Origin of the sequence: Sphaerotilus uruguayifluvii (assembly GCF_013294065.1) — a bacterium.
GTDB classification, from domain to species: Bacteria; Pseudomonadota; Gammaproteobacteria; order Burkholderiales; family Burkholderiaceae_C; genus Sphaerotilus; species Sphaerotilus uruguayifluvii.
The window spans coordinates 1-25,782 of the sequence record NZ_JABSNM010000033.1 but is presented as its reverse complement, the minus strand read 5'-3'; the positions used below and the strand labels follow the sequence as shown (position 1 = coordinate 25,782).

The following is a 25,782-nucleotide window of genomic DNA, read 5'->3' as shown; positions in this document are numbered from 1 at the left end:
ATTGCAGCGGTCATCGGATGCGCGACAGGCGGAGCTGCCGGAGGTGGTCGATCACGGGGTGGTAGTCGTCGAGCCGGGGCAGCAGCGTGGCCAGCCGCAGCCCGGCGCGGTGGCGCAGGAAGCCCAGCGTCAGCGCCAGCCGCAGCAGCGACGACAGCAGCGTGGCGCCCGCCAGCTCGAGCACCGGGTCGTGGCGGCCGATCCACGGCAGCAGCGCCAGCAGCGGCAGCAGCGCGAGGATCTGGCGTGCCGCGACGGTGCCGGTCTGGCCGGAGGCGGCGAAGCGCTGCGCCAGCTGCCAGCTCGCGCCGCCGACGACGCATTCGAGCAGCAGCAGCATGAAGGCGCCGCGCGCGCCGGCATAGGCCGTGCCGAACACCGGCACCCACAGCGCCAGCGCCGCCAGCGACAGCAGCGCGCACAGCAGCAGCAGCGGATGGAAGGTCATGCGGAAGACCCGCGCGACCGCCTCGTTCATGCGCGCCTCGTCGCGGCCGGCATGGCGCGAGAACAGCGCGCCGGAGGCCGCTTCCTGCACCAGGCCGATCAGCCTCGAGGTCGCGTAGGCCACGGTGTACAGGCCGAGCGCCTGCGCCTGGCCGCTCCACGACAGCCAGAGCTTGTCGACGTTGGTCGACAGCATGCCCAGCAGCACCGTCAGGTGGTAGTGCAGGCTGTAGCGCAGGTGGCTGGCGAGCCGCCAGGGCGGATCGTCCTGTGCGGCGGCGGCGTCGCTGCCGTGCGGCAGGTCGGCATCGCGCCGCAGCGCCACCGCGACCGCCAGCGCGAAGCCGGTGGTGGTGGCGAGCGCCGCGGCGGCCGGGTCGAGCCGGCCGGCCAGCGCCAGGCCGGCCAGCAGCGCCGCGGTGGTCAGCGTCGGCAGGCCGCGCAGCAGGTTGAACAGGCGCAGGCCGTCGTGGCGCTGCGCCAGCGCGCAGGCGTGCAGGTGCAGCGCCTGCACCAGCGCCAGCAGCACCAGCAGCGGCGTGCCGCTCCAGCGCCCGGCGCCGAACTGCGCCTGCTGCCAGGCCAGCCCGATCAGCAGCGCCGCCAGCGCGACCGCGGCCAGGCCGGCGCGGCGCAGTCCGGGCGGCAGCCGATGGCGCCGGTGCGCGTAGACGAAGGCCGGCCCCAGGCCGAGCTGGGCGCTGCCGGCGGCGAGCATGCCGGCGAGCATCAGCGCCGCGAGCTCGCCGCGCGCGGCCGGCTCGAGCAGGCGCGCCAGCAGCACGCTGGTGGCGAAGCCGGTGCCGGCCATGCCGACCGAGGTGCCCAGCGACAGCAGGAAGGACTGCAGCAGCATCGTGCGGTGCCCGGCCTCAGCGTTCGCGCAGGCTCTCGGCGGAGGCGCGCAGCAGCGGGCTCAGGAAGAACTCGATGATGCGGCGCTGGCCGATGCGGGCCTCGACGCTGACGCTCATGCCCGGCGTCAGCGCGACCTCGGTGCCGTCGATGTCGAGGCTGTGGCGGTCCAGCTTGACCCGCGTCGAGTAGACCAGTCCGCGCTTGTCGTCGCTGATCGCGTCGTGCGAGACCGAGACGATGTGCCCGGAGATCGTGCCGTAGCGGGTGAACTGGAAGGTGTCGACCTTGACCACCGCCTCCTCGCCCTCGCGCACGAAGCCGATGTCGCGGTTGTCGACCAGGGCCTCGACCTCGAGCGTCTCGTCGCGCGGCACGATGACCATCAGCGGCTGCGCCGGCGTGACCACGCCGCCGACGGTGCGCACCGCCAGCTGCTGCACCGTGCCGTCGACCGGCGCGCTCAGCTGCATCAGGTGGCTGCGGCTGTCGGCCTTGCGCAGCTCCTGGCCGAGCGAGTCGATGCGCTGGCGCGCCTCGGCCAGCGCGTCCAGCGCGGTGCGGCGGGTCTGTGCCAGCAGCTCGGCCTTCTGGCGCTGCACCGTCTGGCGCGAGGCCTCGATCTCGTTGAGCCGGCTGCGCAGCGCCGCCAGGTCCGAGGTCTTCTCCAGTCGCTGCTGCTCGCGGTCCAGGTAGCCGTGGCGCGAGACGAAGTTCTGGTCGGCCAGCTCGCGGTAGTCCTGCGCGCGGCGCTCGGCCAGCGGCAGCGTCGCCTCGATCTTGCGCACCGATTCCTGGGTGGTCTGCGTCTCGGCCTCGATGCGGGCCAGCTCGGCGTCGAGCCGGCCCTGGCCGGCGAGGAATTCCTGGTGCTGGCTGCGCAGCAGCTCGGCGGTCTCGGCCAGGCGCGCCGGCGGCACGCCGGCCACCGTCTCGAGCACCGGCGCGCGCGCGCCGTCCAGCGCGGCCAGCAGCGCACGGGCCCGTGCGGCGCGCAGCCTCGCGTCGGCGATCTCGCCCTCCAGGCGGCTGCTGTCGGCGCTCGACTGGGTCGCGTCGAGCTCGACCAGCAGGTCGCCGGCATGCACCTCCTGGCCCTCGCGCACATGGATCGCGCGCACCGTGGCGGTCTCGACCGGCTGCACCACCTTGCTGCCCAGGCTGGGCACGACCCGCCCCTGCGCGGTGGCGACGATGTCGATCCGGCCCACGCAGGCCCAGGTCGCCGCGATCGCGCAGAAGCCGGTGATCGCCCACATCGCCACCCGCGGCGCGGGCGACACCGGGGTTTCCTGCAGCGCCAGCGTCGCCGGCAGGAACTGCAGCTCGTGCGCCAGCCGCTTCGGCGGCTCCATCGCGTCGCGTTCGGCCCAGGCCAGGCCGAACACCCGGCGGTAGCGCTGCAGCAGCTCGGCCGCGGCGTGCCCGCGCATCCTCAGGTTGGTCGTCATCGACATCTCGGGGTCTCCGGTCGGGCAGGGCGCTCAGGCCTGCTGCATGCGGTGCAGGTGGGCGTACAGGCCGTTGGGGCGGGCGAGCAGGTCGGCATGGGTGCCGGCCTCGACGATGCGGCCCCGGTCCATCGCGATGATGCGGTGGGCGTCGCGCACCGCGGAGAGCCGGTGGGCGATGATGATCACCGTGCGGCCCTGGCAGATCGCGCGCATGTTGTTCTGGATGATGCGCTCGCTCTCGTAGTCGAGCGCGCTGGTGGCCTCGTCGAGGATCAGGATGCGCGGGTTGCCCATCAGCGCGCGCGCGATGGCGATGCGCTGGCGCTGGCCGCCCGACAGCGTCGAGCCATGCTCGCCGACCATGGTGTCGTAGCCCTCGGGCAGCTCGGTGATGAACTCGTGCGCACCGGCCAGCCGCGCGGCCTGCATCACCCGCTCCAGCGGCGCGCCGGGGTCGCTCAGCGCGATGTTCTCGCGCAGGGTACGGTTGAACAGCACGTTCTCCTGCAGCACCACGCCGATCTGGCGGCGCAGCGAGGTCGAGTCGACCAGCGCCAGGTCGACGCCGTCGACCAGCACCCGGCCGCGCTCGGGCACGTGCAGCCGCTGCACCAGGCGCGTCAGCGTGCTCTTGCCCGAGCCGGAGCGCCCGACGATGCCGATCACCTCGCCGGCGCCGACCTTCAGGCTCAGCTCGCGCATCACCTCCGGCGCGTCCGGGCGGTAGCGGAAGCTCACCCGGTCGAACTCGATCTGGCCGCGCACCGGCGGCAGGCTGCCCTTGGTGCCGGCGATCTCGGTGCGGGTGTTGAGGATGTCGCCCAGGCGCTGCACCGAGATGCCGGTCTGCTGGAAATCGGTCCACAGCTGCGCCAGGCGCATCACCGGCTGAGCCACCTGGCCGGCGAGCATGTTGAAGGCGATGAGCTGGCCGATGCTGAGGTCGCCGGCGATCACCAGCCGCGCGCCCAGGTACATCGTGCCCACGCTCACCAGGCGGCTGACCAGCGTGACGCCGCCGTTGGCCAGCGTGCCGATGGTGGCGGTGCGGAAGCTCGCCGACACGTAGGCGGCGAGCTGGTTGTCCCAGCGGCGCGTCCACTGCGGCTCGACCGCCATCGACTTGACGGTGTCGATGCCGCCGATGGTCTCGACCAGGAAGGCCTGGTTCTCGGCGCTGCGGTTGAACTTCTCGTGCAGCCGGGCACGCAGCACCGGCGTGAAGCCCAGCGAGATCGCCATGTACGCCGGCAGAGACACCAGCACCACCAGCGTCAGCCACGGGCTGTAGAACCACATCACCGCCAGGAAGACGCTGGAGAACAGCAGGTCGAGCACCAGCGTGATCGCGTGGCCGGTCAGGAAGGAGCGGATGTTCTCCAGCTCGCGCACCCGCGCCACCGAGTCGCCGGTGCGCCGGGCCTGGAAGTACGACAGCGGCAGCGCCAGCAGGTGGCGGAACAGCCGCGCGCCGAGCTCGACGTCGATGCGGCTGGTGGTGTGCGCGAAGACATAGGTGCGCAGCGCCGTCAGGCTGACCTCGAACAGCACCACCACCACCAGGCCGGCGGCGATGACGTCGAGCGTCGTGAAGCCGCGGTGCACCAGCACCTTGTCCATCACCACCTGGAAGAACAGCGGCGTGACCAGCGCGAAGACCTGCAGCACCAGGCTGACGGCCAGCACCTCCAGCAGCAGGCGGCGGTACTTGATGACCGCCGGCACGAACCAGCTGAAGTCGAAGCGCGCCATCTCGCCGGCGATCGAGGCCCGGGAGGTGAACAGCAGCAGCTCGCCGCTCCAGCGCTGCATCAGCGCGTCGCGATCGAGCGTCTCGGGCCGGCCGGCGCGCGGGCACTGCACCAGCACGCGCTCGCCGTCGACGCGCGCCACGATGAAGGCCTCGCCGTCCGGGCCCAGGCCCATCGCCGGCAGCGGCGTGGTGGCCAGCCGGTCGAAGGAGGTCGTCACCTTGCGCGTCTGCAGCTCGAGCTGCCGGGCGGCCAGCAGCACCTCGTCGGGCGTCATGCGCTCGCCGGCACGGAACTCGTGCGCGAGCTGGTCGGTGTCGGCGGCCTGGCCGTGCAGCCGCGCCATCATCGCCAGGCAGGTCAGCACGCTGTCGACCGCGGGCGGCTCGGGCGTCGCGGCAGGCTGCGCAGGCAGTGGTGCGGCGTGGCCGCCGTCGGTCGGTTCTTCCCTGTACATCGTTCGTGATTCCCCAGCCCGCAGCGTTCGTGGTGTCATCCGGCAGAGGCCGCGGCGACGCGTGCTGCTCGTGCGTCGCCCGGGTCTCGCGCAGGCTCTGGACGAGCCCGGGCTCTCTGGCCGAGCCCGTCGCGGGTCGGGCTCCAGCCCTCTGCGCGACCCTGCCGTTTTTCATTTCGGGGCATTGTCCAGGAGGGGGCGCGCCGGCGGTTTTTTCCTGTCCCCCTCATGCAGGGGTGATCGATGGAAAAAACCCCGCAGGGCGTGAGCCACTGCGGGGTTGGCACGGTGTCCCGGCCGTGCCGGGGCATCGTTTCAGGGGGCGGGTCCCCTCGGGGTCAGTTCCAGTTGGCCTCGATCACGGTCGTCAGCGCCGTGCTGGTGCTCGTGGGCAGCGTCGTCGTGCCCAGGGTCGGCGCGCTGAACGAGGCCATGGCGTTGACCAGCGTGCTGACCTGCGAGGCCAGCAGGGCCTGTCCGTCGCCGGCGACGATGCGCTCGACCTGGTACTGGCTGCCAGCGAACCAGTTCTCGATCCGGGCCGAGGTGTTCGTGCCGATCACCGTGACGCGCAGGTTGTTGCTGTTGGCTTCGCGCGCGAACCACAGCTGGTTGTGGCTGATGCCGGCACCGAACTGCAACGTGTCGCTGCCGCTGAGGTCGTTCTCGCGGACGACCGCGACCTGGGTCGTGCTGTTGGAGGCTCCGCGGTTGACCTGGTAGGTGTCGCTGCCGCTGCCGCCGACCAGCGTGTCCCAGCCGATCGTGGCGACCAGCGTGTCGTCTCCGGCCAGGCCGTAGAGCACGTTGTAGGCCGCATTGCCGGTCATCACGTTGTTCGCTGCATTGCCGGTGCCCGACATGAGATTGCCGCCCAGCACCAGGTTCTCGACGTTGCTGCCCAGCGTGTAGGACGAGCCCACCGAGACGGTGACGGTGTCGACGCCTTCGCCGGCCAGTTCCTGGATCACGTCGCCTGCGTCGCCGATGTAGTAGACGTCGTTTCCGGCCCCCCCTGCCATCACGTCACTGCCCGCTTCGCCCCTCAGCGTGTCGTTGCCGCCATTGCCGATGAGCGTGTCGTTGCCGAAACCCCCATAGAGGTCGTTGTCGCCTGCTCCGCCAGTGATGCGGTTGTCCAGCGCGTTGCCGGTGCCGCTGGCGCTGCCGGTGCTGGTCAGTTCGAGATTCTCGATGCTGCTGCCCAGCGTGTAGCTCGCCAGGCTGGTGCGCACGGTGTCCGTGCCGGCGGTATCGGTGATGGCGATGCCGCTGCTGCGGTTGACGATGTAGACATCGTCGCCGCTGCCGCCGGCCAGCGTGTCCCAGCCGCCGGTGCCCCCGTCGAGCGTGTCGTTGCCGGCGCCACCGGACAGCAGGTTGTCGAACGCGTTGCCGATCAGCACGTTGTCGAGCGCATTGCCGGTGCCGTTGATGCGCCCTGTACCGACCAGCGTCAGGTTCTCGACGTTGTCGCCCAGTGCATAGCTGACGTAGCTCTGAACGGTGTCGTTGCCTTCGCCAGCCAGTTCCTGGACCACGTCGTCGGCACTGCCGACGAAATAGAGGTCATCGCCGATGCCTCCGGACATCATGTCGTTGCCGGAGCCGCCCTGCAGCGTGTCGTTGCCGGAGCCGCCGATCAGCGTGTCGTTGCCGGAGCCGCCGTCGAGGTAGTTGTTCGCGGCGTTGCCGGTGAGCCGGTTGGCCAGGATGTTGCCGGTGCCGTTGCCAGCCCCGCTGGCCAGTTCGAGGTTCTCGACGTTGCTGCCCAGCGTGTAGGCGATCAGCGAGGAGACGATCGTGTCCGTCCCGTCACCAGCGGCTTCCTGGACCACGTCGCCGGTGCTGTTGACGACGTAGGTGTCGTTGCCGGCCCCGCCGATCATCGTGTCGTTGCCGAGGCCACCGTTGAGGGTGTCGTTGCCGGCCCCGCCGGTGATGCGGTTGTCCAGCGCGTTGCCGGTGCCGCTGGCGCCGGTGTCACGGGTCAGCTCGAGGTTTTCGATGCTGCTGCCCAGCGTGTAGCTGGCCAGGCTGGTGCGCACGGTGTCCGTGCCGGCGGTATCGGTGATGGCGATGCCGCCGCTGCGGTTGACGATGTAGACATCGTCGCCGGCGCCGCCGACCAGCATGTCCCAGCCACCAGTGCCGCCGTCGAGCGTGTCGTTGCCGGCGCCGCCGGACAGCAGGTTGTCGAACGCGTTGCCGGTCAGCACGTTGTCGAGCGCGTTGCCGGTGCCGTTGACATAGCCGGCTCCGACCAGCGTCAGGTTCTCGACGTTGTCGCCCAGCGTGTAGCTGACATAGCTCTGGACCGAGTCGATGCCGGCGTTGGCGGTTTCCTGGACCACGTCGCCGGCGCTGCCGACGACGTAGGTGTCGTTGCCGGCGCCGCCGATCATCGTGTCGTTGCCGGCATCGCCGACGATCGTGTCGTCGCCGGCGCCGCCGGTGATGCGGTTGTCCAGCGCGTTGCCGATGCCGCTGGCGCCGGTGCTGCTGGTGAGTTCCAGGTTCTCGACGTTGCTGCCCAGCGTGTAGCTCGACAGGCTGGTGCGCACGGTGTCCGTGCCATTGCTTGCCGTCTCGGTGACCGTCACGCCCGTGCGGTTGACCAGATAGACATCGTTGCCGGATCCTCCGATCAGCGTGTCGTTGCCACTGGTGCCGCCATCGAGCGTGTCGTCGCCGGCGCCGCCGTCGAGCATGTTGGCGCGCGTGTTGCCGGTCAGCACGTTGTCGAGCGCGTTGCCGGTGCCGTTGGCGTAGCCGGCTCCGATCAGCGTCAGGTTCTCGAGGTTGCCCCCCAGCGTGTAGCTGACCTGGGACTGGACAGTGTCGGTGCCTGCACCGGCAGCTTCCTGGACCACGTCGCCGGCGCTGTTGACGACGTAGGTGTCGTTGCCGGCCCCGCCGATCATCGTGTCGTTGCCGAGGCCACCGTTGAGGGTGTCGTTGCCGGCCCCGCCGGTGATGCGGTTGTCCAGCGCGTTGCCGGTGCCGCTGGCGCCGGTGCTGCTGGTGAGTTCCAGGTTCTCGATCACGACATTGCTGCTCAGCATGTAGCTTGACAGGCTGGTGCGCACGGTGTCGGTACCATTGCCAGCGGTCTCGGTGATGTAGACGCCGCTGCGGTTGACGATGTAGACATCGTCGCCGGCGCCGCCGACCAGCATGTCCCAGCCACCAGTGCCGCCGTCGAGCGTGTCGTTGCCGGCGCCGCCGGACAGCAGGTTGTCGAACGCGTTGCCGGTCAGCACGTTGTCGAGCGCGTTGCCGGTGCCGTTGACATAGCCGGCTCCGACCAGCGTCAGGTTCTCGACGTTGTCGCCCAGCGTGTAGCTGACATAGCTCTGGACCGAGTCGATGCCGGCGTTGGCGGTTTCCTGGACCACGTCGCCGGTGCTGCCGACGACGTAGGTGTCGTTGCCGGCGCCGCCGATCATCGTGTCGTTGCCGGCATCGCCGACGATCGTGTCGTCGCCGGCGCCGCCGGTGATGCGGTTGTCCAGCGCGTTGCCGATGCCGCTGGCGCCGGTGCTGCTGGTGAGTTCCAGGTTCTCGACGTTGCTGCCCAGCGTGTAGCTCGACAGGCTGGTGCGCACGGTGTCCGTGCCTTCGCTGCCGGTTTCGGTGACGGAGACGTTGCTGCGGTTGACGATGTAGACATCGTTGCCGGCGCCACCGACCAGCGTGTCCCAGCCGCCGGTGCCGCCGTCGAGCGTGTCGTTGCCGGCACCGCCGGACAGCAGGTTGCTGCCGGAGTTGCCGGTGAGGGCGTTGTCGAGTGCGTTGCCGGTGCCCGACAGGGTCAGGACCTCGCCGGCGAGCACCAGGTTCTCGACGTTGTTGCCCAGCGTGTAGCTGACATAGGCCTCGACGGTGTCGTTGCCTTCGCCGGCCATCTCGACGACGACATCGCCGGACTCGCCGACGCGGTAGAAGTCATTTCCGGTGCCGCCGACCATCGAGTCCGAGCCGATGTTGCCCAGCAGCGTGTCGTTGCCGGCGCCGCCGATCAGCGTGTCGTTGCCGGCGCCGCCGTCGATCTGGTTGTTGCCGGCGTTGCCGATGATCTCGTTGGCGGTGGCGCTGCCCAGCGCGGCCAGGTCGCTGCTGCCGGTCAGGATCACATGCTCGACTTCGCCGTAGACCTTCAGCAGCGCAGCGCTGCTGTAGATGGTGTCGTCGCCTTCGCCGGCGAGTTCCTCGGCGTGGTCCTTCGAGCTGTCGGCGATGTAGATGTCGTCGCCGCTGCCGCCGTACATCGTGTCTCCGCCGGCTCCACCATCGATCGTGTCGTTGCCTGCACCGCCGCTCAGAACGTTCAGGCCGCCATTGCCGGTGAGACGGTTGGCCAGTGCGTTGCCGGTGCCGTCGAGCGGCTGCTCGCCGCTGCCCAGGATCAGGTTCTCGAGGTTGTCGCCCAGCGTGTAGCTGATGAAGGACTCGACGGTGTCGTTGCCTTCGCCCATGGCTTCGGCGACGGTGTCGCCGGCTTCGCCGACGCGGTAGAAGTCGTCGCCGGCACCGCCGGCCATCGAGTCGGCACCGCTGCCACCCAGCAGGGTGTCGTTGCCGGCCAGGCCGATCAGCGTGTCGTTGCCGGCACCGCCGTCGAGCAGGTTGCTGCCTGTGTTGCCGGTGATGCGGTTGTCCAGGGCATTGCCGGTGCCGGACAGGCTGGCACTGCCGGACAGCTCGAGGTTCTCGACGCTGCTGCCGAGCGTATAGGCGATGCTGGCGCGGACGGTGTCGGTGCCTTCGCCTGCGGCCTCGATGACGCTCGTCGTGGTGCGGTCGACCAGGTAGACATCGTCGCCGGTGCCGCCGGCCAGGGTGTCGTAGCCCCCGGTGCCGCCGTCGAGCGTGTCGTTGCCGGCATCGCCCTCGATCAGGTTCGAGCCGGCGTTGCCGGTGATCAGGTTGTCGAGCGCGTTGCCGCGTGCGGCGATGCCATCGCTGCCGATCAGCCGCAGCGTCTCGACCTGCTCGGCCAGCGTGTAGCTGATCGAGGCCTCGACGGTGTCGCTGCCTTCGCCAGCCCGCTCGGTGACCACGTCGCCGCTGCTGCCGACCCGGTAGAGGTCGTCGCCGATGCCGCCGATCATCTGGTCGTCGCCGGCGTCGCCGAACAGCGTGTCGTTGCCGGCACCGCCCTCGAGCGTGTCGTTGCCGGCGCTGCCGTACAGCGCGTTGTGGCCGCTGTTGCCGATCAGGCGGTTGGCGCTGGTGCTGCCGGTGACCTGCAGGTTGCCATTGCCGGTCAGGATCACCGTCTCGACCGAGCCGTTCAGCGTCAGGCTGGCGGCGCTGCTGTAGACGATGTCGTTGCCTTCGCCGTCGGCCTCGATGACCAGGTCGGCGCTGCTGTCGACGTAGTAGACGTCGTCGCCGCTGCCGCCGGCCATCGTGTCGCCGGCCAGGCCGCCGTCGATCGTGTCGTTGCCGGCGCCGCCCTCGATCAGGTTCTGGCCGCTGTTGCCGGTCAGCCGGTTGTCCAGCGCGTTGCCGCCGGCCGAGAAGTTGCCGGCGCCAGCCAGCACCAGGTTCTCGACGTTGCTGCCCAGCGTGTAGCTGACATGGGCCTCGACGGTGTCGCTGCCTTCGCCGGCCAGCTCCGTGACCACGTCGGCACTGCTGCCGACGCGATAGGCGTCGTTGCCCGTGCCGCCGATCAGGGTGTCGTCCCCGGTGTTGCCGAGCAGGGTGTCGTCGCCGGCGCCGCCGATCAGGCTGTCGTTGCCGGCGCCGCCGTCGATCAGGTCGCTGCCGTCCTGGCCGAGGATCAGGTCACGGCCGCTGCCGCCGACGAGCGTGTCGGCCGCGGCGGTGCCGGTGATCAGGTTCTCGTAGGGCAGGCTCGCGAGCATCGCCTCGCGGGTCCAGACCGAGCCGTCGGCGAACTCGACCGCTGCCAGCGAGCCGGCCAGGCTGAAGTTCGTGACGCGGATCGTGTCGGCCGCTCCCGACGGGTTGCGCACCGTGATGATCAGGTCCGACGGCGTGTCGCCGGCCCAGGCCAGCGAGACGTCGGCGATCGCGATCTCCTTGTCGAAGAGGATGCGGTTGGAGACCGCCGCCAGCGTGGTGTCGGCTTCGGTCTCGGCGGTCGCGCCGGCGATCGTGTCGCTGCCGTCGCCGCGGTAGAGCTTGACCCAGTTCGTGCCGCGGTCGAGGACCAGCAGGTCGTTGCCGGTGCCGCCGTCGACCGTGTCCTCCTGTGTGGTGCTGCCGGAGCGGATCGTGTCGTTGCCGGCGTTGCCGTAGAGGTAGCTGCCGCCGCTGCCGCCGACGAGCGTGTCGTTGCCGGTGCCGCCGTCGAGCGTGTCGGACTTCGTGCCGCCGGTGAGAGTGTCGTCGCCGGCGTCGCCGTACAGCGTGTTGACGGCCTGTGCACCGCCCTGCAGCATGTCGTTGCCGTCGCCGCCGCTGAGCAGGTTGTCCGCGGCCAGCTGGCCGCCGACCAGCGTGTCGTTGCCGGCGCCGCCGACGATCGTGTTGCGGCCCAGGCCCCCCTGGACCAGGTCGTCACCGGCATCGCCCCACAGCGAGTTGTAGCTGGTGGCGCTGGCATTGCCGGCGGTCAGCGTGTCGTTGCCGTCGCCGCCCATCAGCCAGTTGTCGCCGGCACCCGCCGCGAGCCGGTCGTCGCCGCTCTCGCCATACAGGTAGTTGGCCGCCGCGCCGCCGTTGAGCAGGTCGTTGCCTTCGCCACCGAAGACCCAGTTGACGCCGTGATCGCCGCCGCTGGCGACATCGTCGCCGGTGCCGCCGTAGATCCAGTTCTTGCCGGTGCCGCCGACCAGCGTGTCGTTGCCGGCGTCCCCGTACAGCGCATCGGAGGTCGTCGCTTCGGCCGCCGTGCCACCCCCGACGAGGAGGTCGTCGCCATCCCCGCCATGGATCTCGTCGGAGCCGGCGGCGCCGTCGAGAACGTTGCGGCCGGCGTTGCCGGTGATCAGGTTGTTGGAGGCGTTGCCCTTGCCGTTCAGATCCGCAGTTGTCGTGAGCGTGAGATCCTCGACGTTGGTCGGCAGCGTGTAGCTGATGCTGCTCTCGACCCAGTCATATTCGATCAGACCATTCTCGTCCCTGACGTCATCCTCGATGACCATGTCGCTGACGTTGTCGACGATGTACTTGTCATGGCCCAGACCACCGATCATGGTGTCAGCACCAGTGCCGCCATCAAGAGTGTCCCAGCGGCTGGTGTTGAGCCGTACCGGGTCAGTTGTGGCCGAAGCATAAGCATCCCCGTAGATCAGGTCGTCACCTGCTCCGGCCAAGATGGTGTCCTTGCCCCCGCCTGCATAAATCGTGTCATTGCCGCTGGTGCCGATGATGCTGTCGCGTACGCTGGTACCCGCAATGACTGTTCCGACTGCACTCATGAAATTACCCCCGTGAGATGAAGCAAATAAATATTTGGGCGACAAATTGTTTTTGTTTTGCAAACAAGATGTGCGCCTATTTTCATTTTGTTCATATAAAGAGCAAATTTTCGCTCTGTCACCTGGATCAGGGGGGGGGTGGGCGCCCTGCTGCTAGCAATCAGGGAATATTTTTTCGAGATGCCCCATGTTCGAGGGGCCTTTCCCTTGCTGCCACCTGTCACGAAAACTTCATCGGTCCTGCCTAGAGTCGTCACCATTCGCTGATCCACAGGCCGGCCCGGCGGGCTGGCGCCACACCGAAAGACAACGACCATGGGACGCATCCTTGTCGTCGAGGACGAGCCGGCGATCGCCGAGCTGCTGTCGATGAACCTGCGCTTCGAGGGCCACGAGGTCCGCGTCGCTCCGACCTCGGAGGAGGCGGTGCAGGCGGTGCGCGACTCGCTGCCGGATCTGGTGGTTCTAGACTGGATGCTGCCGGGCGAGCCGGGCGTGGCGCTGGCGCGGCGCTGGCGCGCCGATGCGCGCACCCGCGACCTGCCGATCATCATGCTGACGGCGCGCAGCGACGAGCGCGACATGGTGCAGGGCCTCGATGCGGGCGCCGACGACTACCTGTCCAAGCCCTTCTCGACGACCGAGCTGATGGCGCGCATCCGCTCGGTGCTGCGCCGGCGCCTGCCCGAGGCGCTGGAAAGCGCGGTCGAGGTCGGCATCCTGCGGCTCGATCCGGTCACGCGGCGGGTGCGGGCCGGCCAGACCGAGGTCGCGCTCGGCCCGACCGAGTTCCGTCTGCTGCGCTTCCTGATGACCTACCCGGAACGGGTGCACGGCCGGCCGCAGCTGCTCGACCGGGTCTGGGGCGACCATGTCTTCATCGAGGAGCGCACCGTCGACGTGCACATCAAGCGGCTGCGAGCGGCGCTGCAGCCGGTCGGCTGCGCCGACATGATCGAGACGGTGCGCGGCGCCGGCTATCGCCTGAGCTCGAGCGCCGGGCGCATGGCGGCCTGAGCCGGGGCGCCGGGAGCCGTGCGGTCTCAGTGCAGGTGATCGCTGAGCATCACCGACGGGTAGGCGTATTCGATGCCGATGCAGGCGCGGGCGTAGAGGTAGTTCATCACCGCACGCTCGCTGAGCTGGTCCAGCGGCACTTCGCCATGCTCGTCGCAGGGGAAGCTCAGGCCGCGGCCTTCGTTGAACAGCGAGCGGAAGCGCAGTTCGTAATGCTGTGCTTCGCAGGTCTTGGCATGCATGACGGTACTCCTTGACGATGCTGGTACGGACCCTGGTGCCGGTCTTCGCGACCGTGTTCCCGATGGAATCCAGTCTGCGTGATCCCGATGTCGGCAAAGGTAAGGCAGCGGCGAGCGCCCTTGCAGGACAGGACCGTGCAATAGCGTCGGTCTGTCCGTCGCAGTCGTAACAGCAGGGCAAAGAGCGGTCAGATCACCGCTTCGTGGCGCCCCCCGGCGCGCCGTCGGCCTGCGGGTCGCGCACCGCCTCGACCTGGATGCGCAGCAGCACCTCGTCCGAGACCAGCCCGGCGGCCAGCGTCATGCCGAAGGTCGAGCGTGACAGCCGCGCCTCGAAGTCGCCGCCGCAGACCTCGCGGCGGAACAGCAGGTTCAGCCCGCACTTCCAGCGCACCGCCTCCAGCGTCAGCGGCTCGCTGCGGCCGCGCAGCGTGAGCTCGCCGCGGATGCGCCGCGGCTGCTCGCCGTCGAAGTCGGCCTGGCGGGCGACGAACCAGGCCTCGGGATGCTCCTCGACCGCCAGCAGCTGCGCGCCCTTGAGCACCGCGTCGAAGGGCGCCGATCCGGTGCTGACCGAGCGGGTGTCGATGCGCAGGCCGATGTCGATGCGCCGGCCGGGGCCGTCGAAGGCGGTGCTGCCCTCGATGCGCTCGAAGCGGCCGCGGCTGGTCGAGGTGCCCATGTGCAGCACCTCCCAGTGCACGAAGGTGTGGCTCGGGTCGATCCGGTAGACCGGCAGTGGCGGCGTGCGCTCGTCGGCCCGCGCGGGCGCGGTGCAGAGGGCGCACAGCAGCGCCAGGCCGGCCGGCAGCAGGGACGGGCGGGTGCGAGGTGGGGAGGTGGGCAGGCTCATGCCGTGATGGTGCCTGAGCTAGGATGGCGGCGGATTCCCGCATCGACCACAAGGAGAGAACCCCATGGCCGCAGCCAGCCTGCTCGCGCTGATCGACGACATCGCCACCGTGCTCGACGATGTCGCGCTGCTGACCAAGGTGGCCGCGAAGAAGACCGCCGGCGTGCTCGGCGACGATCTCGCGCTCAATGCGCAGCAGGTCAGCGGCGTGTCGGCCGAGCGCGAGCTGCCGGTGGTCTGGGCCGTCGCGAAGGGCTCGCTGCTGAACAAGGCGATCCTGGTGCCGGTGGCGCTGCTGATCAGCCTGTTCGCGCCGTGGCTGATCACGCCGCTGCTGATGGTCGGTGGCGCCTACCTGTGCTTCGAGGGCTTCGAGAAGCTGGCGCATCGCTGGCTGCACGCTCCGGAGGAGGACGAGGCGCACCGTGCCGGGCTGTCGGCCGCGCTGGCCGATCCGGCGGTCGATCTGGTCGCCTTCGAGCGCGAACGCATCCGCGGCGCGATCCGCACCGACTTCATCCTGTCGGGCGAGATCATCGCGATCACGCTGGGCACGGTGGCCGATGCCGACCTGCCGACGCGGGCGGCGGTGCTGGCCGGCGTGGCGGTGCTGATGACGGCCGGTGTCTACGGCCTGGTCGGCGCGATCGTCAAGATGGACGATGCCGGCGCCTGGATGGTGCGGCGCGGCCGTGCGGTCGCGCTCGGCCGGCTGCTGCTGCAGGCCGCACCGCGGCTGATGCGCGTGCTGGCGGTCGCCGGCACGGTGGCCATGTTCCTGGTCGGCGGCGGCATCCTGGCCCATGGCCTGCCGGCGGTGCACCATGCGGTCGAGCCGCTGGCGGCGGGCGCCGGCGCGCTGGCACCGCTGGTGTCGGCGCTGGCCGATGCGCTGGTCGGCGTGGTCGCCGGCGCGCTGGTGCTGGCGGCCGTCACGCTGGTGCAGCGCCTGCGCGGTCGCTGAGCGCCCGGTGGAGCGCGCGGGGCGCGCCTTCAGCGCACCGGCTTCTGGCGCAGCGAGCGCACCGCTTCGCGCAGCATCGGCTTGAGGGTGTCGAGCGTGGCCACCGGCAGGCCGGTGCGCTGGGTCAGCGACTCGGCCTGGCGGGCGCTCAGGTCGGAGGCGCACAGCAGGTAGTGCGCCGGGGCGATGCCCAGGCGGTCGCGCAGGTGCAGCAGCCGGTCGATGTGCGGCGCCGGGTCGCCGGTCAGGCACTGCAGCGCCAGCGGCCGGCGGCTGTCGAGCAGGAACAGCGCATCGAGCCGGTGGCCGTCGTCCTTCGGCCAGGACAGGCCGATGTCACGCCCGACCGAGAAGTCCGCGCCGACGTTGAGCAGGTGGCGCAGCGCCAGCATGAAGGACCACCACTCGAGCCAGCCGCCGTCGAAGAAGTGCCGGTTCTCGGGCGAGCGGTGCAGCGACAGCCGCACCACCGGATCGCCCGGCTGCGACAGGTACTTGGCCAGCAGCCCGCCCTGGGCGAGCTCCTGGCAGAAGTCGCGCAGCGCGCAGGAGTCCTCGGGCGTGCGCCGGCTCAGGTCGAGGTTGATGAAGCTGTAGTCCTGCTTCTGCGCATTGCGCACCCGCTCGACGATCTCGCCGAGCAGGCGCGGCTGCTCGGCGATCTGGCCGGCGATCGCGTCGAAGGGGCCGGAGGTGTCGAGCGCGCGCGGGTCGAGGTCGACGGTGGCCTGGTGCTGGCGCAGCCAGTCGAGCACCGGCGCGACCTGGACCTTGCTGCAGAAGTGGTCCGAGCTGGTCGGGTCGAAGTCCATCGGCATCGAGTAGACCGAGGCCGGGGCCTCCTGGGCCGCGGCCTGCGCGGCTTCGGCCGCCTGCACGCGAAGGGTCTCGATCTCGGTGCGGGCGGCGGTCAGCTCGCGCTTGGCCGCGAAATAGCGCGTCAGCATCGACTGCACGAAGCGCACCGTCGGGTAGACGGTGTTCTCGGTCCGGCAGGACGGGCAGGGCTGCGACGAGCCGATCAGTTCATCGGCCTGCTCGGACAGGTGCCCGCAGCGGTTGCATCGGTAGAGAGCCATGAGGTTCGGGGCAGGTCGGGGGGAGGCGGGTGCCGGATTATGCGCTGCGGGGGCAGCTCTTTCAGTGCGAGTCCGGGCTGCCGGCCGGCGTGCGCGTGCCATCGGTGACACTCTCGGCCATGAGCGCTCCCCGACTGCTGCTGGCCCCGATGGAGGGCCTGCTGGATTTTGTTCTCCGTGACATGCTGACCCGCGCCGGTGCGATCGAGCGCTGCGTCAGCGAATTCATCCGCGTGACCGACACGCTGCTGCCCGAGCGCGTCTTCCACCGCATCGTGCCGGAGCTGCGCGACGGCGCGCGCACGCCGGCGGGCGTGCCGGTGCGCGCGCAGCTGCTGGGCTCCGATCCCGCGTGCCTGGCCGACAACGCCGCGCGGCTGGCCGGGCTGGGGCCGGCGGGCATCGACCTGAACTTCGGCTGCCCGGCCAAGGTGGTCAACCGCCACGGCGGCGGCGCGGCGCTGCTCGACCAGCCCGAGCTGATGTGGCGCATCGTCTCGGCGGTGCGCCGGGCGGTGCCGGCCTCGATGCCGGTGTCGGCGAAGATGCGCCTGGGCGTGGACGACGACGCGCAGGCGCTCGACGCGGCGCGTGCCGCCGCCGAGGGCGGCGCCTGCGAGATCGTCGTGCATGCGCGCACCAAGGCCCAGGGCTACAGGCCCCCGGCCTACTGGGACCGCCTGGCCGGCCTGCGCGAGGCGCTGCCCGGCCTGCCGATCGTCGCCAACGGCGAGATCTGGTCGCTCGACGATGCCCGGCGCTGCCTGCGCGAGTCCGGCTGCGACGCGCTGATGCTCGGGCGCGGCATCGTCGCCGATCCGGGCCTGGCGATCGCGATCGCCAGCGCCGGCCGGCACGGGCTCGACTGGCCGGCGGTGCTGGAGCTGCTGGCCGACTTCTGGCTGCTGGTGGGCCGGCACTTCGAGCCCGGCTACCGCGCCGGCCGGCTCAAGCAGTGGCTGCAGTTCCTGCGCCAGCGCCACCCGCAGGCCGGCGAGGCCTATCTGCGGCTGCGCACGGTGACCGATTCGCGCGAGATCGCGCGCGGGCTGTTCGGCGTGCACCGGGCCGCCGAACTGCTCGACCAGGCCACCCGCGCCGCTCAGCCGGCGCCGCGATCCCCGCTCGGGGCGGCCGACTCGATGTCCGGCATCGGTGCCGGCGCATACGCGGCCTCGTAGCCCAGGTCCATCCGCGCGGTGTCGGTCTCGACCGGACCGCTGGCGGCATGACCGTCGCTGCGCAGCATGCGCTGCAGACGGCGCCACAGCGGCGGCGAGGTGTCGGCGGCAGGGGCGTGCTTGTCGGACATGTCGGACTCCTTCCTTGTCGTCGTGGATCTTGTGGCCAGCATTGTTCGGCGTGATGCCGTGCCGGGCCTGGCGGCTCGGGCAACAGGCGCATCAAAGCGTGTCGTCCGGGCCGGTCGGGTTGCAGCTTCGAACGTCCGTGCAGTGGCTTGGTACGACGCGAGACCGAGGGCTGCCGAGGTTTTCGACCGGATCCGGCGTGACGGGTTCCACGGATTTTCTTGTCCCGGGCTTGCGCTCACCTCGGCCGCGGGGAGCCGCAGCGTCGCTCCAGGGGCGGATCATGTGTGTCCGCGGGGATTGTGATAATTGGTAAGCGATGGAACCGATGCGGGGGCATCGGGCATGAAGATGGGAGCCTTGACGCGATGAGAGCCGATCCGATGCGCAGCATGAAGATGATGGGACGGGTGCTGCTGGCCTGTGGCTGGCTGGTGCCGGCGCTGGTGGCCTGGCACCGCCTGCTGGACTACCTGAACGACGACCTGGCTCGGCTGCACTTCAAGTCGCCGTCGACGCTGCTGCCGGTGCCCGACATCAACGAGGCGCCCAACATCGCCGAGGCACGGCGCTGGATGCTGGTGGCGGCGGTGTGGCTGGGGGCGGCCATCCTGGGCGGCTGCATGTCGTGGTACCGGGCCCGCAGCGAGCGCATGCTCGCCGGCGCACCGGCCGACCTGCCGTCGCCGGCCCTGCAGGCCCAGCACGTCGAGCTGGCCCGGCAGATGGAGACGCTGACCCGCCAGGTCGAGGCCTGCCGGGAGTCGCTGGTCGGCGAATACGGCCGGGTGCAGGCGATGGGCGCGGCCACCGACGACTCGCTGCGCGACCGCTTCGAGCGGCTGGAGCAGCGTCTGTCCGGTCTGGACACGGCGCTGCAGCGCAGCGGCGAACAGCTGGGCCAGCAGATCGGCCACCAGTTCGGCGATCTGCGCGAGCGCATGAGCGGCTCGACGAACCAGTCGAACTTCGGCGATCTCGCCACCGGCCCGATGCCGCTGCTGGCGGGCGAGGGCTCGGCCGACGACCTGCGCCGGCTGCGCGACCTGGTGCTGAACCTGTCGGACCTTCAGGCCAATCTGCGGCTGGAGCAGCGTCAGCTGCGCCAGCGGCTGCGTGACCTGCCTGACGCGCAGGCGGGTGCACGCGGCCGGCCGCCGAAGGCCGCCTGAGCGAGCGCTGGCGGCCGGCGGGGACGGGGCGTCACTTGCCCCAGCTGTCCTTCAGGCCGGTGATGCGGTTGAAGACCGGGCGGCCCGGCGCATGGTCCTGGCGGTCGGCGACGAAGTAGCCGTGGCGCTCGAACTGGAACTTCTGGTCGGGCACGGCCTGGGCCAGCGAGGGCTCGACATAGGCGGTGATGACGCGGCAGCTGTCCGGGTTCAGGCTGGCCTTGAAATCCTTGCCGCCGGCGTCCGGGTGCGCGTCGGTGAACAGGCGGTCGTACAGGCGCACCTCGGCGGCGACGCCGTCGGCCACGCCGACCCAGGTGATCGCGGCCTTGACCTTGACCGCATCGGCGCCGGGCGTGCCGCTCTTGGTGTCGGGCACGACGGTTGCCAGCACCGCGGTGACGCGGCCGTCGGCGTCCTTCTCGCAACCGGTGCACTCGACCACGAAGCCGCCCTTCAGGCGCACCTTGTTGCCCGGGAACAGGCGCTTGTAGCCCTTGGGCGGCACCTCGGCGAAGTCCTCGCGCTCGATCCAGACCTCGCGGCCGATCGTGAACTCGCGCGCCGGCGGCGGCGTCCGGCCCTCGGCGACATGCGGCAGGGCCGGCAGCGAGCAGGGCTCCAGGTGGCCGGCGCCCATCACCTCGTCCCAGTTGGTCAGCACCAGCTTGACCGGGTCGAGCACCGCCATGCCGCGGTGCGCCTTGTTCTCCAGATCGTCGCGCAGCGCGATCTCCAGCGTCGAGTAGTCGATCCAGCTGTCGGCCTTGGTCACGCCGATGCGCTCGGCGAAGAGCTGGAGGCTCTCGGGCGTGTAGCCGCGCCGGCGCAGGCCCACGATGGTGGGCATGCGCGGGTCGTCCCAGCCGCTGACATGGCCTTCGTTGACCAGCTGCGCGAGCTTGCGCTTGCTGGTGATCACGTAGGTCAGGTTCAGGCGCGCGAACTCGTACTGGCGCGGCAGCGGGCGTGCCAGCAGCCCCAGCTCGGCGAGCTTGTCGAGCAGCCAGTCGTAGAACGGGCGCTGGTCCTCGAACTCGAGCGTGCAGATCGAGTGGGTGATGTTCTCCAGCGCGTCCTCGATCGGGTGCGCGAAGGTGTACATCGGATAGATGCACCAGCGGTCGCCGGTGTTGTGGTGCGTGGCGCGGCGGATGCGGTAGATGGCCGGATCGCGCAGGTTGATGTTGGGCGAGGCCATGTCGATCTTCGCGCGCAGCACCATCGCGCCGTCGGCGTGCCGGCCGTCGCGCATCTCGCGCAAGCGCGCGAGGTTCTCCTCGGGCGAGCGGGCGCGGAAGGGGCTGTCGGTGCCGGGCGTGGTGAAGTCGCCGCGGCTGGCGCGCATCTGCTCGGGCGTCTGCTCGTCGACGTAGGCCAGACCGGCCTGGACCAGCGCCTCGGCCGCGCGGTACATGAAGTCGAAGTAGTCGCTGGCGTAGTAGAGATGGCTCTCGGTCCTGCCGCCGAAGGACGATTCCCAGCCGAAGCCCAGCCACTGCACCGCGTCGAGGATGGAGTCGACGTATTCCTTCTCCTCCTTCTCCGGATTGGTGTCGTCGAAGCGCATGTGGCAGACGCCGCCATAGTCGCGCGCCAGGCCGAAGTTCAGGCAGATGCTCTTGGCGTGGCCGACGTGCAGGTAGCCGTTGGGCTCGGGAGGGAAGCGGGTGCGGATCTTCGCCGGGTCGGGCTCGCCCTGGCCGTGGTGCGCGCCGTCGCCGGGCGTGCCGGCCCAGCGGCGGCTGGCGTAGCTGCCCTGCTCGAGATCGCGCTCGATGATCGCGCGCAGGAAGTTGCTGGTCTTGTGTTCCGGGCCGGAGCCGTCGGCGGGGGTGTGGTTCGCGTCGCTCATGAAGTGAGACAGGGACAGCGTCGGGGCTGATGCAGGGCGGCGGCCGCCGCAAGGCCGGGCCGCCGGGATCGATCGATTGTAGCCAGCGCGGCCCGTGCGGCCCGGGTCCGTGCCCCGAACTGCGCGAGCGTCAGGCCGTCGCGGCCGATGCCCCCGCATCGGCGGGAGGCTCGCCGGATGATCCTGCGCACAGGCGGCATTACATTTGGTTGCCAGTCCGGATTCCGGGTTTTCCCGTAACAGGTGATTTCGCACATTACGGAAGGGATTCCCCCTGTTCTGCTGCTGCGGGAGAGCATCGACCTGTCCGGAAGTTGGGTGCGTGTTTTCCATGAAAGGGGCAGGCGGTGACCGGAAAATCAGCCGCAGGCCCGCGCGATGAGCCTTCTGCAGGCTCACGCAATGGAAAAGCCGTGCCGGATTCGGCAATTTGCAATCCCCGATTTGCGCATCATCTGGTAACACGATGCACAATCGTCACAAGCACACATATCGCGGGAGCCGGCCATGTTCAGACAATCTTTCTTCTCGATGGTTTCTCCGCCGTCCCGGACGAGTTCGCCGGTGGCCGAGCGCACCGAGCCGCAGACCTCGTCGCGGGTCGATCCGATGAAGGGATTCGCGCCCTCGCGGCCGCCGCTGGACCTGACGCCCGCGGGCGAGCGGCTGACGCCCTTCGGCGCGCGCTGGCTGCAGGAGCTGCCGGTGCCGGTGCGCCCGGCGATCACCGCGCGACGCCACCCGCACATCATCAACCGGCTGGCGCTGCTGAAGAACGACCGGCGCGCCCGCGAGGAGTACTTCGACAGCCTGTTCATCAGCTCGCGCCCGAACCGCCGCGGCTTCGCCTTCGAGGTTCTCGAGGAACTCGTCGAGCTGCAGAAGGCTTTCCAGGAAGGCCGCATCGGCTGAAAACCCCCCGTGGAATGTGGACGGCTTCACATTCCCCGAAATCTCGGCGCAAAGACGCGGCTGACATTCAGGATCTCGGGCCGGTCCTTCAGCACCAGGGTCGTGCGCCCCTGTTCGTCGCGGACCGCCCGCGCGATGCAGCGCGCCTGGACCACCACCCCGCGGTGGATCTGCCAGAAACGCTGATCATCAATCTGCGTGATCAATTCTCGCAATGACATCCGGATCAGGTGTTCGCCGCGCGAGGTGATGACGCGCAGGTATTTGTCCGCCGCCTCGAAATAGATGACCTCCTCGATCGGGATCATCTCGGTGATGCTGCCCTGCTGGGCGGCGATGACCTCCAGCCGCGCGGCGGCCGGGCGAGCGGCGCCGGCCGGCTCGGTCGCCCGGACCAGCTGCTCGAGCTGTCCCAGCAGCGCCGACAGTGGCGGCGGGGTCTGCGGCGTGCTCGGCTGCAGACGCTGCTGCGATTGCGCCTGCAGACGCCCCTGAAGCCGGTCCAGGCAGTGGGCCAGCCGCGCCGGCTGCACCGGCTTGAGAAGATAGTCGGCCGCCTGCAGCTCGAAGGCCTGCACCGCGTGCTGGTCGTAGGCGGTCACGAACACCAGCAGCGGGAAGCCGGCCGCGTCGGCCTCCGGCCAGTCCTCGGCCAGCGCGCGGGCGACCTCCAGCCCGTCCAGGCCGGGCATGCGGATGTCGAGAAACACGATCTGCGGCCGCAGCGCCAGCGTGCGCTCGAGCGCCTGCGCTCCGTTGGCCACCACGCCGACGATGCGCAGCGCCGGCCACGCCTGCTGCAGCGCGTGGCGCAGGTGCGCGGCCAGCAGCGGCTCGTCCTCGGCGATCAGCGCGCTGGCGTCCAGGTCGGGGTTCATCGGGCCGGTTCTCCTTCGTTCGAGGTTGAAAGGGTGGCCGGCAGCGGCAGCTCGACGCAGGCCAGCGTCCCGTCCGCCACCGTCTGCAGCGTGAACTGCGCCTGATCGCCGTGCAGCGTGCGCAGCCGCTCGCGCACCTGGTCGAGGCCGAAGCCGGTGCCCGGCGACACGGCACCCGCCCGGGGCGCGGGGTCCAGGCCGACGCCGGTGTCGTGCACCGTCAGGCGCAGCCGCCCGTCGACCTGCTCGGCGCGCACCGTCAGCCGGCCGCCGTCGATGCCGGGCTCCAGGCCGTGGCGGATCGCGTTCTCGACCAGCGGCTGCAGCAGCAGCGCCGGCACCGGCCGCGCGGCCAGTTCGGGCGGCAGCTCGAAGCGGCTTTCCAGCCGCTCGCCCATGCGCACCTGCATCAGCGCCAGGTAGTCGCGCAGCCGGGCGAACTCGTCGGCCAGCGCATGCTCGGCCACCCGCGAGCCCTGCAGCGTGGCGCGCAGGAAGTCGATCAGGTGGTCGAGCATCACGCCCGCGCGCGGCGGGTCCAGGTCGACCAGCACCCGCAGATTGGCCAGGGTGTTGAAGAGCATGTGCGGCTCGAGCTGGCTTTCCAGCAGCTTCAGGCGGGTCTCGGCGGCCAGGCGGCGCACCGCCTCGGCCTCGGCCTCGGCCAGCAGCCGGCGGCTCTGCAGCGACTGGAAGGTGGTCAGCACCAGGCCGACGGTCAGCGTGACCAGCATCATCGGCCCGACCCCGTCGTGCTGCAGCGGGCCGTGGTGCACCATCGGCTGGCCGCTCAGCCAGGCCCCGAGGTGCGAGCCGCCGCGGAATCCCAGCGCGGTGCCGACCAGGATCAGCGCGCTCATCCAGCCCCAGCCGGGCCAGCCGTGCGCGGCCGGCACGTCGCCGGGATCGCGCGCCAGGCGCCAGCGCACCGCCAGCAGCCGGCCGACGTCGATCAGCGCCCAGCAGCTCAGCCCGATCGCGAGCGAATACACCAGCGAGACGCCCAGCGGGTCGCCGATCAGGGTGTGCAGGAAGACGGCGATCAGCGCGCAGGCGCCGACCGTCCACAGCGCGCGGCGCGCCATGCCGTGGTGCAGCGGCTGCGGCGAGGGGAGAGCTTCGGTGTGAGGCATCAGAACGCCAGTGTCGCCGCGATCGCGCCGCTCTGGCGCAGCGGACCCTGGCGCATCGCAGCATCCTGTGGGCCGCCGAGGCGGCGCCACGCGGCATCGACGCGCCAGCGGTCGCCGCTCCAGCGCAGGCCGGCGCCGAGGCTGCGTCCGCCGTCGCGCGGCTGCCAGAGCAGATCGATCGACGGCTCCCAGGCGCCGCTCTTCAGGCTGGCGCGCAGATAGAGGTTGCGCTGCGCGGCGCGGCTCGCGGCCGTGCCGTCATGCCAGGCCTCGGCCAGCAGCGTCAGGTCCGGGCCGCCGGTCCAGCTCAGCCCGGCCAGCGTCTGGTGGCGCGCCTGGTGCGGCTCCCAGCGTGTCGAGGCGTGCAGCTCCACCGCGTCGCTGGCGACCCAGGCCAGCGCGGCGCCGAGGCCGGCGCGGCGGTCCTGGCGCCAGTCGGCGTGCAGATAGGCGTCCAGCGCGCCCAGGCGGCGGAAGTGGCGCAGCGCCAGCGCGCGCTCGGCCGCCTCGCGCTGCGGCTCGACCGCGACCAGGCTGGTGGCGCTGTCGGCATCGACCTGCTCGGCCTGCAGCACCGCGCGGCCCTGCGGCGTGGTCGGCAGCAGCGGGCGGCGTTCCTCGCGCTGCACCACGTCGTTGGGCCGGAAGGCCTGGCCGACGTCCCAGGCGACGATGCGCCGGCCGGCGGCGAGCTGCCAGTCGGCGAGGTCGAGGTGGGCGTAGAGCTCGTTGACGCGGCCCGGCGTGGCGATCTGCGCGTCGCCGTCGGTGCGCTGCAGCGCGGTCTGGGCGTCCAGATGCAGGCCCAGGCCGGTCTGTGCGTCGAGCGCGCGGCGGGCGTCGGCGCGCAGCTGGACCTGCGCGCTGCTGCGGTGGCGCGGCGCGGCGAGGCGCCCGGGCCAGCGCGCCTGCGCCTCGGCCCAGGCGCCGGTGGCGGCCGGCTGCTGGAACTCGCGCGCCAGCCGCAGCTCGCCCGAGAGCGCGAAGCGGGTCGAGGCCGGCGTCGGTGCCGCATCGTCGGCGCGGGCCGCGGGAGCCACGGCCATCGCCAGCGCGGCCACGACCAGGGACAGCGGCAGGGGCGCGATCGGTGTCATCAGGCTCACTCCAGCGTCGGGTTGCGCACCAGCGCCATCGGGTTCAGCCAGGACTCCGGCACGCGGCGCGCCTGACGCGACAGGTACTCGATGCGGGTGCGCCGGCCGTTGCCGAGCTGGTCGCTCAGCTCCATCGCGTCGATCTGCGTCGGCCGGTTCGGCCGGTCGGGAACGAAGCGTGCCTGCTTGGCCAGCTTGTCCGACTGCACGTACAGGTCGGCGCGCACCGGATCGTGGTGGGCGCGGCCGAGCCACAGCTCGATGCGCGCGTAGCTGACGCCCTTGCGCTGCGCCGTCAGGCTCAGGTGCCAGCAGGCGGCCGGCGCGCCCTCGACGCAGGGCTCGGCGCCGACCAGCGTCGCGGCATAGTCCTCCGACCAGCGCAGCGTGGCGATGTCGCCGGTCGAGGCGTCGCCGAGCAGCTTCTGCATCGGCGTGATGCGCATCGGCCGCTGCGTGCCCGGCATCAAGAGCCAGAAGTCGTCGCCCAGCATCAGCACCTTCTGGCCCTGCTCGGCCGGCGAGCGCATGACGACCAGCGAGCGCCGGCCGCTCTGCGCGTACACGGTGTAGAGCCGCTCCTTGTCGGGCGACGTGGTGGTGACGCGCGTCTCGACGACGAGGTTGTCGTCGGTCATGCGGAAGCGGTCGGCGTCGGCGAGCAGGCGGGCGACGTCGGGGCCGGGGTCCGCGGCCCGGGCGGGCGCGCAGAGGGCGGCAGCGGCGCAGAGGGCGGCAGCGGCGCAGAGGGCGGCCAGCAGCAGCGGCCGCAGCGGAAAGAGCTTGTCCATGAGCTTGTTCATGATCGATGTTCCTCAGAGCGTGTTCACGATCTCCTGAGGAGCAAGGCCAGAAAGGCGAGATGGACGAACTGCAGGCTGGTGTTGAGCCAGCGCTCGCAGTTCTTCC

At 70.6% G+C, this 25,782-nt stretch carries 18 protein-coding genes; 5 read left to right on the top strand and 13 right to left on the bottom strand.

The features are described 5' to 3' along the window. Positions 1–10: 10 nt before the first annotated feature. The 4 genes from HNQ01_RS21630 to HNQ01_RS21615 form a co-directional block, all read right to left on the bottom strand. Positions 11–1,303, bottom strand: coding sequence for a lipopolysaccharide biosynthesis protein (locus HNQ01_RS21630; protein WP_173807591.1), 1,293 nt, complete (start codon positions 1,301–1,303; stop codon positions 11–13). 16 nt (positions 1,304–1,319) lie between these two features. Next, positions 1,320–2,759 carry an HlyD family type I secretion periplasmic adaptor subunit gene (locus HNQ01_RS21625; RefSeq protein ID WP_286181082.1) on the bottom strand — a complete coding sequence of 480 codons (1,440 nt, stop codon included), beginning with the start codon at positions 2,757–2,759 and terminating at the stop codon, positions 1,320–1,322. 27 nt (positions 2,760–2,786) lie between these two features. Next, positions 2,787–4,964 (bottom strand): type I secretion system permease/ATPase, encoded by a 2,178-nt coding sequence (locus tag HNQ01_RS21620; RefSeq protein WP_173807590.1) that lies wholly within the window; start codon positions 4,962–4,964, stop codon positions 2,787–2,789. A 338-nt stretch (positions 4,965–5,302) separates the two neighbouring features. Continuing rightward, positions 5,303–12,361, bottom strand: coding sequence for a calcium-binding protein (locus HNQ01_RS21615; RefSeq protein ID WP_173807589.1), 7,059 nt, complete (start codon positions 12,359–12,361; stop codon positions 5,303–5,305). Between the two features lie 315 nt (positions 12,362–12,676). On the opposite strand from HNQ01_RS21615, the gene phoB reads away from it, so the two are divergent. Beyond that, entirely contained in the window at positions 12,677–13,378 is a 702-nt protein-coding gene (phoB, locus tag HNQ01_RS21610) for a phosphate regulon transcriptional regulator PhoB (protein ID WP_173807588.1), read from the top strand. Between the two features lie 26 nt (positions 13,379–13,404). On the opposite strand, the gene HNQ01_RS21605 is transcribed toward phoB, so the two are convergent. Both HNQ01_RS21605 and HNQ01_RS21600 read right to left on the bottom strand, forming a co-directional pair. After that, a complete protein-coding gene (locus HNQ01_RS21605) occupies positions 13,405–13,620 on the bottom strand; it encodes a hypothetical protein (protein ID WP_173807587.1) in 216 nt (71 codons plus the stop codon). Between the two features lie 193 nt (positions 13,621–13,813). After that, entirely contained in the window at positions 13,814–14,473 is a 660-nt protein-coding gene (locus HNQ01_RS21600) for a YceI family protein (protein WP_173807586.1), read from the bottom strand. Between the two features lie 64 nt (positions 14,474–14,537). Here HNQ01_RS21600 and HNQ01_RS21595 point away from each other — a divergent pair, with 64 nt between their 5' ends. Then, positions 14,538–15,437, top strand: a complete 900-nt coding sequence (locus HNQ01_RS21595) for a DUF808 domain-containing protein (protein WP_173807585.1) — start codon at positions 14,538–14,540, stop codon at positions 15,435–15,437. Positions 15,438–15,466: 29 nt separating this feature from the next. On the opposite strand, the gene HNQ01_RS21590 is transcribed toward HNQ01_RS21595, so the two are convergent. Continuing rightward, a complete protein-coding gene (locus HNQ01_RS21590; protein ID WP_173807584.1) occupies positions 15,467–16,516 on the bottom strand; it encodes a hypothetical protein in 1,050 nt (349 codons plus the stop codon). Positions 16,517–16,635: 119 nt separating this feature from the next. Here HNQ01_RS21590 and HNQ01_RS21585 point away from each other — a divergent pair, with 119 nt between their 5' ends. After that, positions 16,636–17,697 (top strand): tRNA dihydrouridine synthase, encoded by a 1,062-nt coding sequence (locus HNQ01_RS21585; RefSeq protein WP_173807583.1) that lies wholly within the window; start codon positions 16,636–16,638, stop codon positions 17,695–17,697. Here HNQ01_RS21585 and HNQ01_RS21580 read toward each other — a convergent pair. Beyond that, entirely contained in the window at positions 17,619–17,828 is a 210-nt protein-coding gene (locus HNQ01_RS21580; protein ID WP_173807582.1) for a hypothetical protein, read from the bottom strand. The genes HNQ01_RS21585 and HNQ01_RS21580 overlap by 79 nt on opposite strands. Positions 17,829–18,194: 366 nt before the next feature. On the opposite strand from HNQ01_RS21580, the gene HNQ01_RS21575 reads away from it, so the two are divergent. After that, entirely contained in the window at positions 18,195–18,998 is an 804-nt protein-coding gene (locus HNQ01_RS21575) for a hypothetical protein (protein WP_173807581.1), read from the top strand. Between the two features lie 31 nt (positions 18,999–19,029). Here HNQ01_RS21575 and HNQ01_RS21570 read toward each other — a convergent pair whose 3' ends face one another. Then, positions 19,030–20,853 (bottom strand): glutamine--tRNA ligase/YqeY domain fusion protein, encoded by a 1,824-nt coding sequence (locus tag HNQ01_RS21570; protein ID WP_173807580.1) that lies wholly within the window; start codon positions 20,851–20,853, stop codon positions 19,030–19,032. A gap of 564 nt (positions 20,854–21,417) precedes the next feature. Between HNQ01_RS21570 and HNQ01_RS21565 the strand changes: the two genes are divergently transcribed. After that, a complete protein-coding gene (locus tag HNQ01_RS21565; protein WP_173807579.1) occupies positions 21,418–21,765 on the top strand; it encodes a hypothetical protein in 348 nt (115 codons plus the stop codon). A gap of 26 nt (positions 21,766–21,791) precedes the next feature. Here HNQ01_RS21565 and HNQ01_RS21560 read toward each other — a convergent pair whose 3' ends face one another. Genes HNQ01_RS21560 through HNQ01_RS21545 form a run of 4 tightly spaced genes read right to left on the bottom strand, consistent with a single transcriptional unit; the run spans position 21,792 to position 25,676 of the window. Beyond that, complete coding sequence (locus tag HNQ01_RS21560; protein WP_173807578.1) at positions 21,792–22,643, bottom strand: LytR/AlgR family response regulator transcription factor; 852 nt, start codon at positions 22,641–22,643, stop codon at positions 21,792–21,794. Next, entirely contained in the window at positions 22,640–23,776 is a 1,137-nt protein-coding gene (locus tag HNQ01_RS21555; RefSeq protein WP_173807577.1) for a sensor histidine kinase, read from the bottom strand. Before HNQ01_RS21555 ends, HNQ01_RS21560 begins: the two co-directional genes overlap by 4 nt. Next, positions 23,776–24,873 carry a hypothetical protein gene (locus tag HNQ01_RS21550; RefSeq protein ID WP_173807576.1) on the bottom strand — a complete coding sequence of 366 codons (1,098 nt, stop codon included), beginning with the start codon at positions 24,871–24,873 and terminating at the stop codon, positions 23,776–23,778. The genes HNQ01_RS21555 and HNQ01_RS21550 overlap by 1 nt, the downstream gene beginning before the upstream one ends. A 5-nt stretch (positions 24,874–24,878) precedes the next feature. Continuing rightward, the gene (locus HNQ01_RS21545) at positions 24,879–25,676 is read right to left on the bottom strand and encodes an outer membrane lipoprotein-sorting protein (RefSeq protein ID WP_217427650.1); all 798 of its coding nucleotides are present in this window, start codon (positions 25,674–25,676) and stop codon (positions 24,879–24,881) included. Between the last annotated feature and the right edge of the window lie 106 nt (positions 25,677–25,782).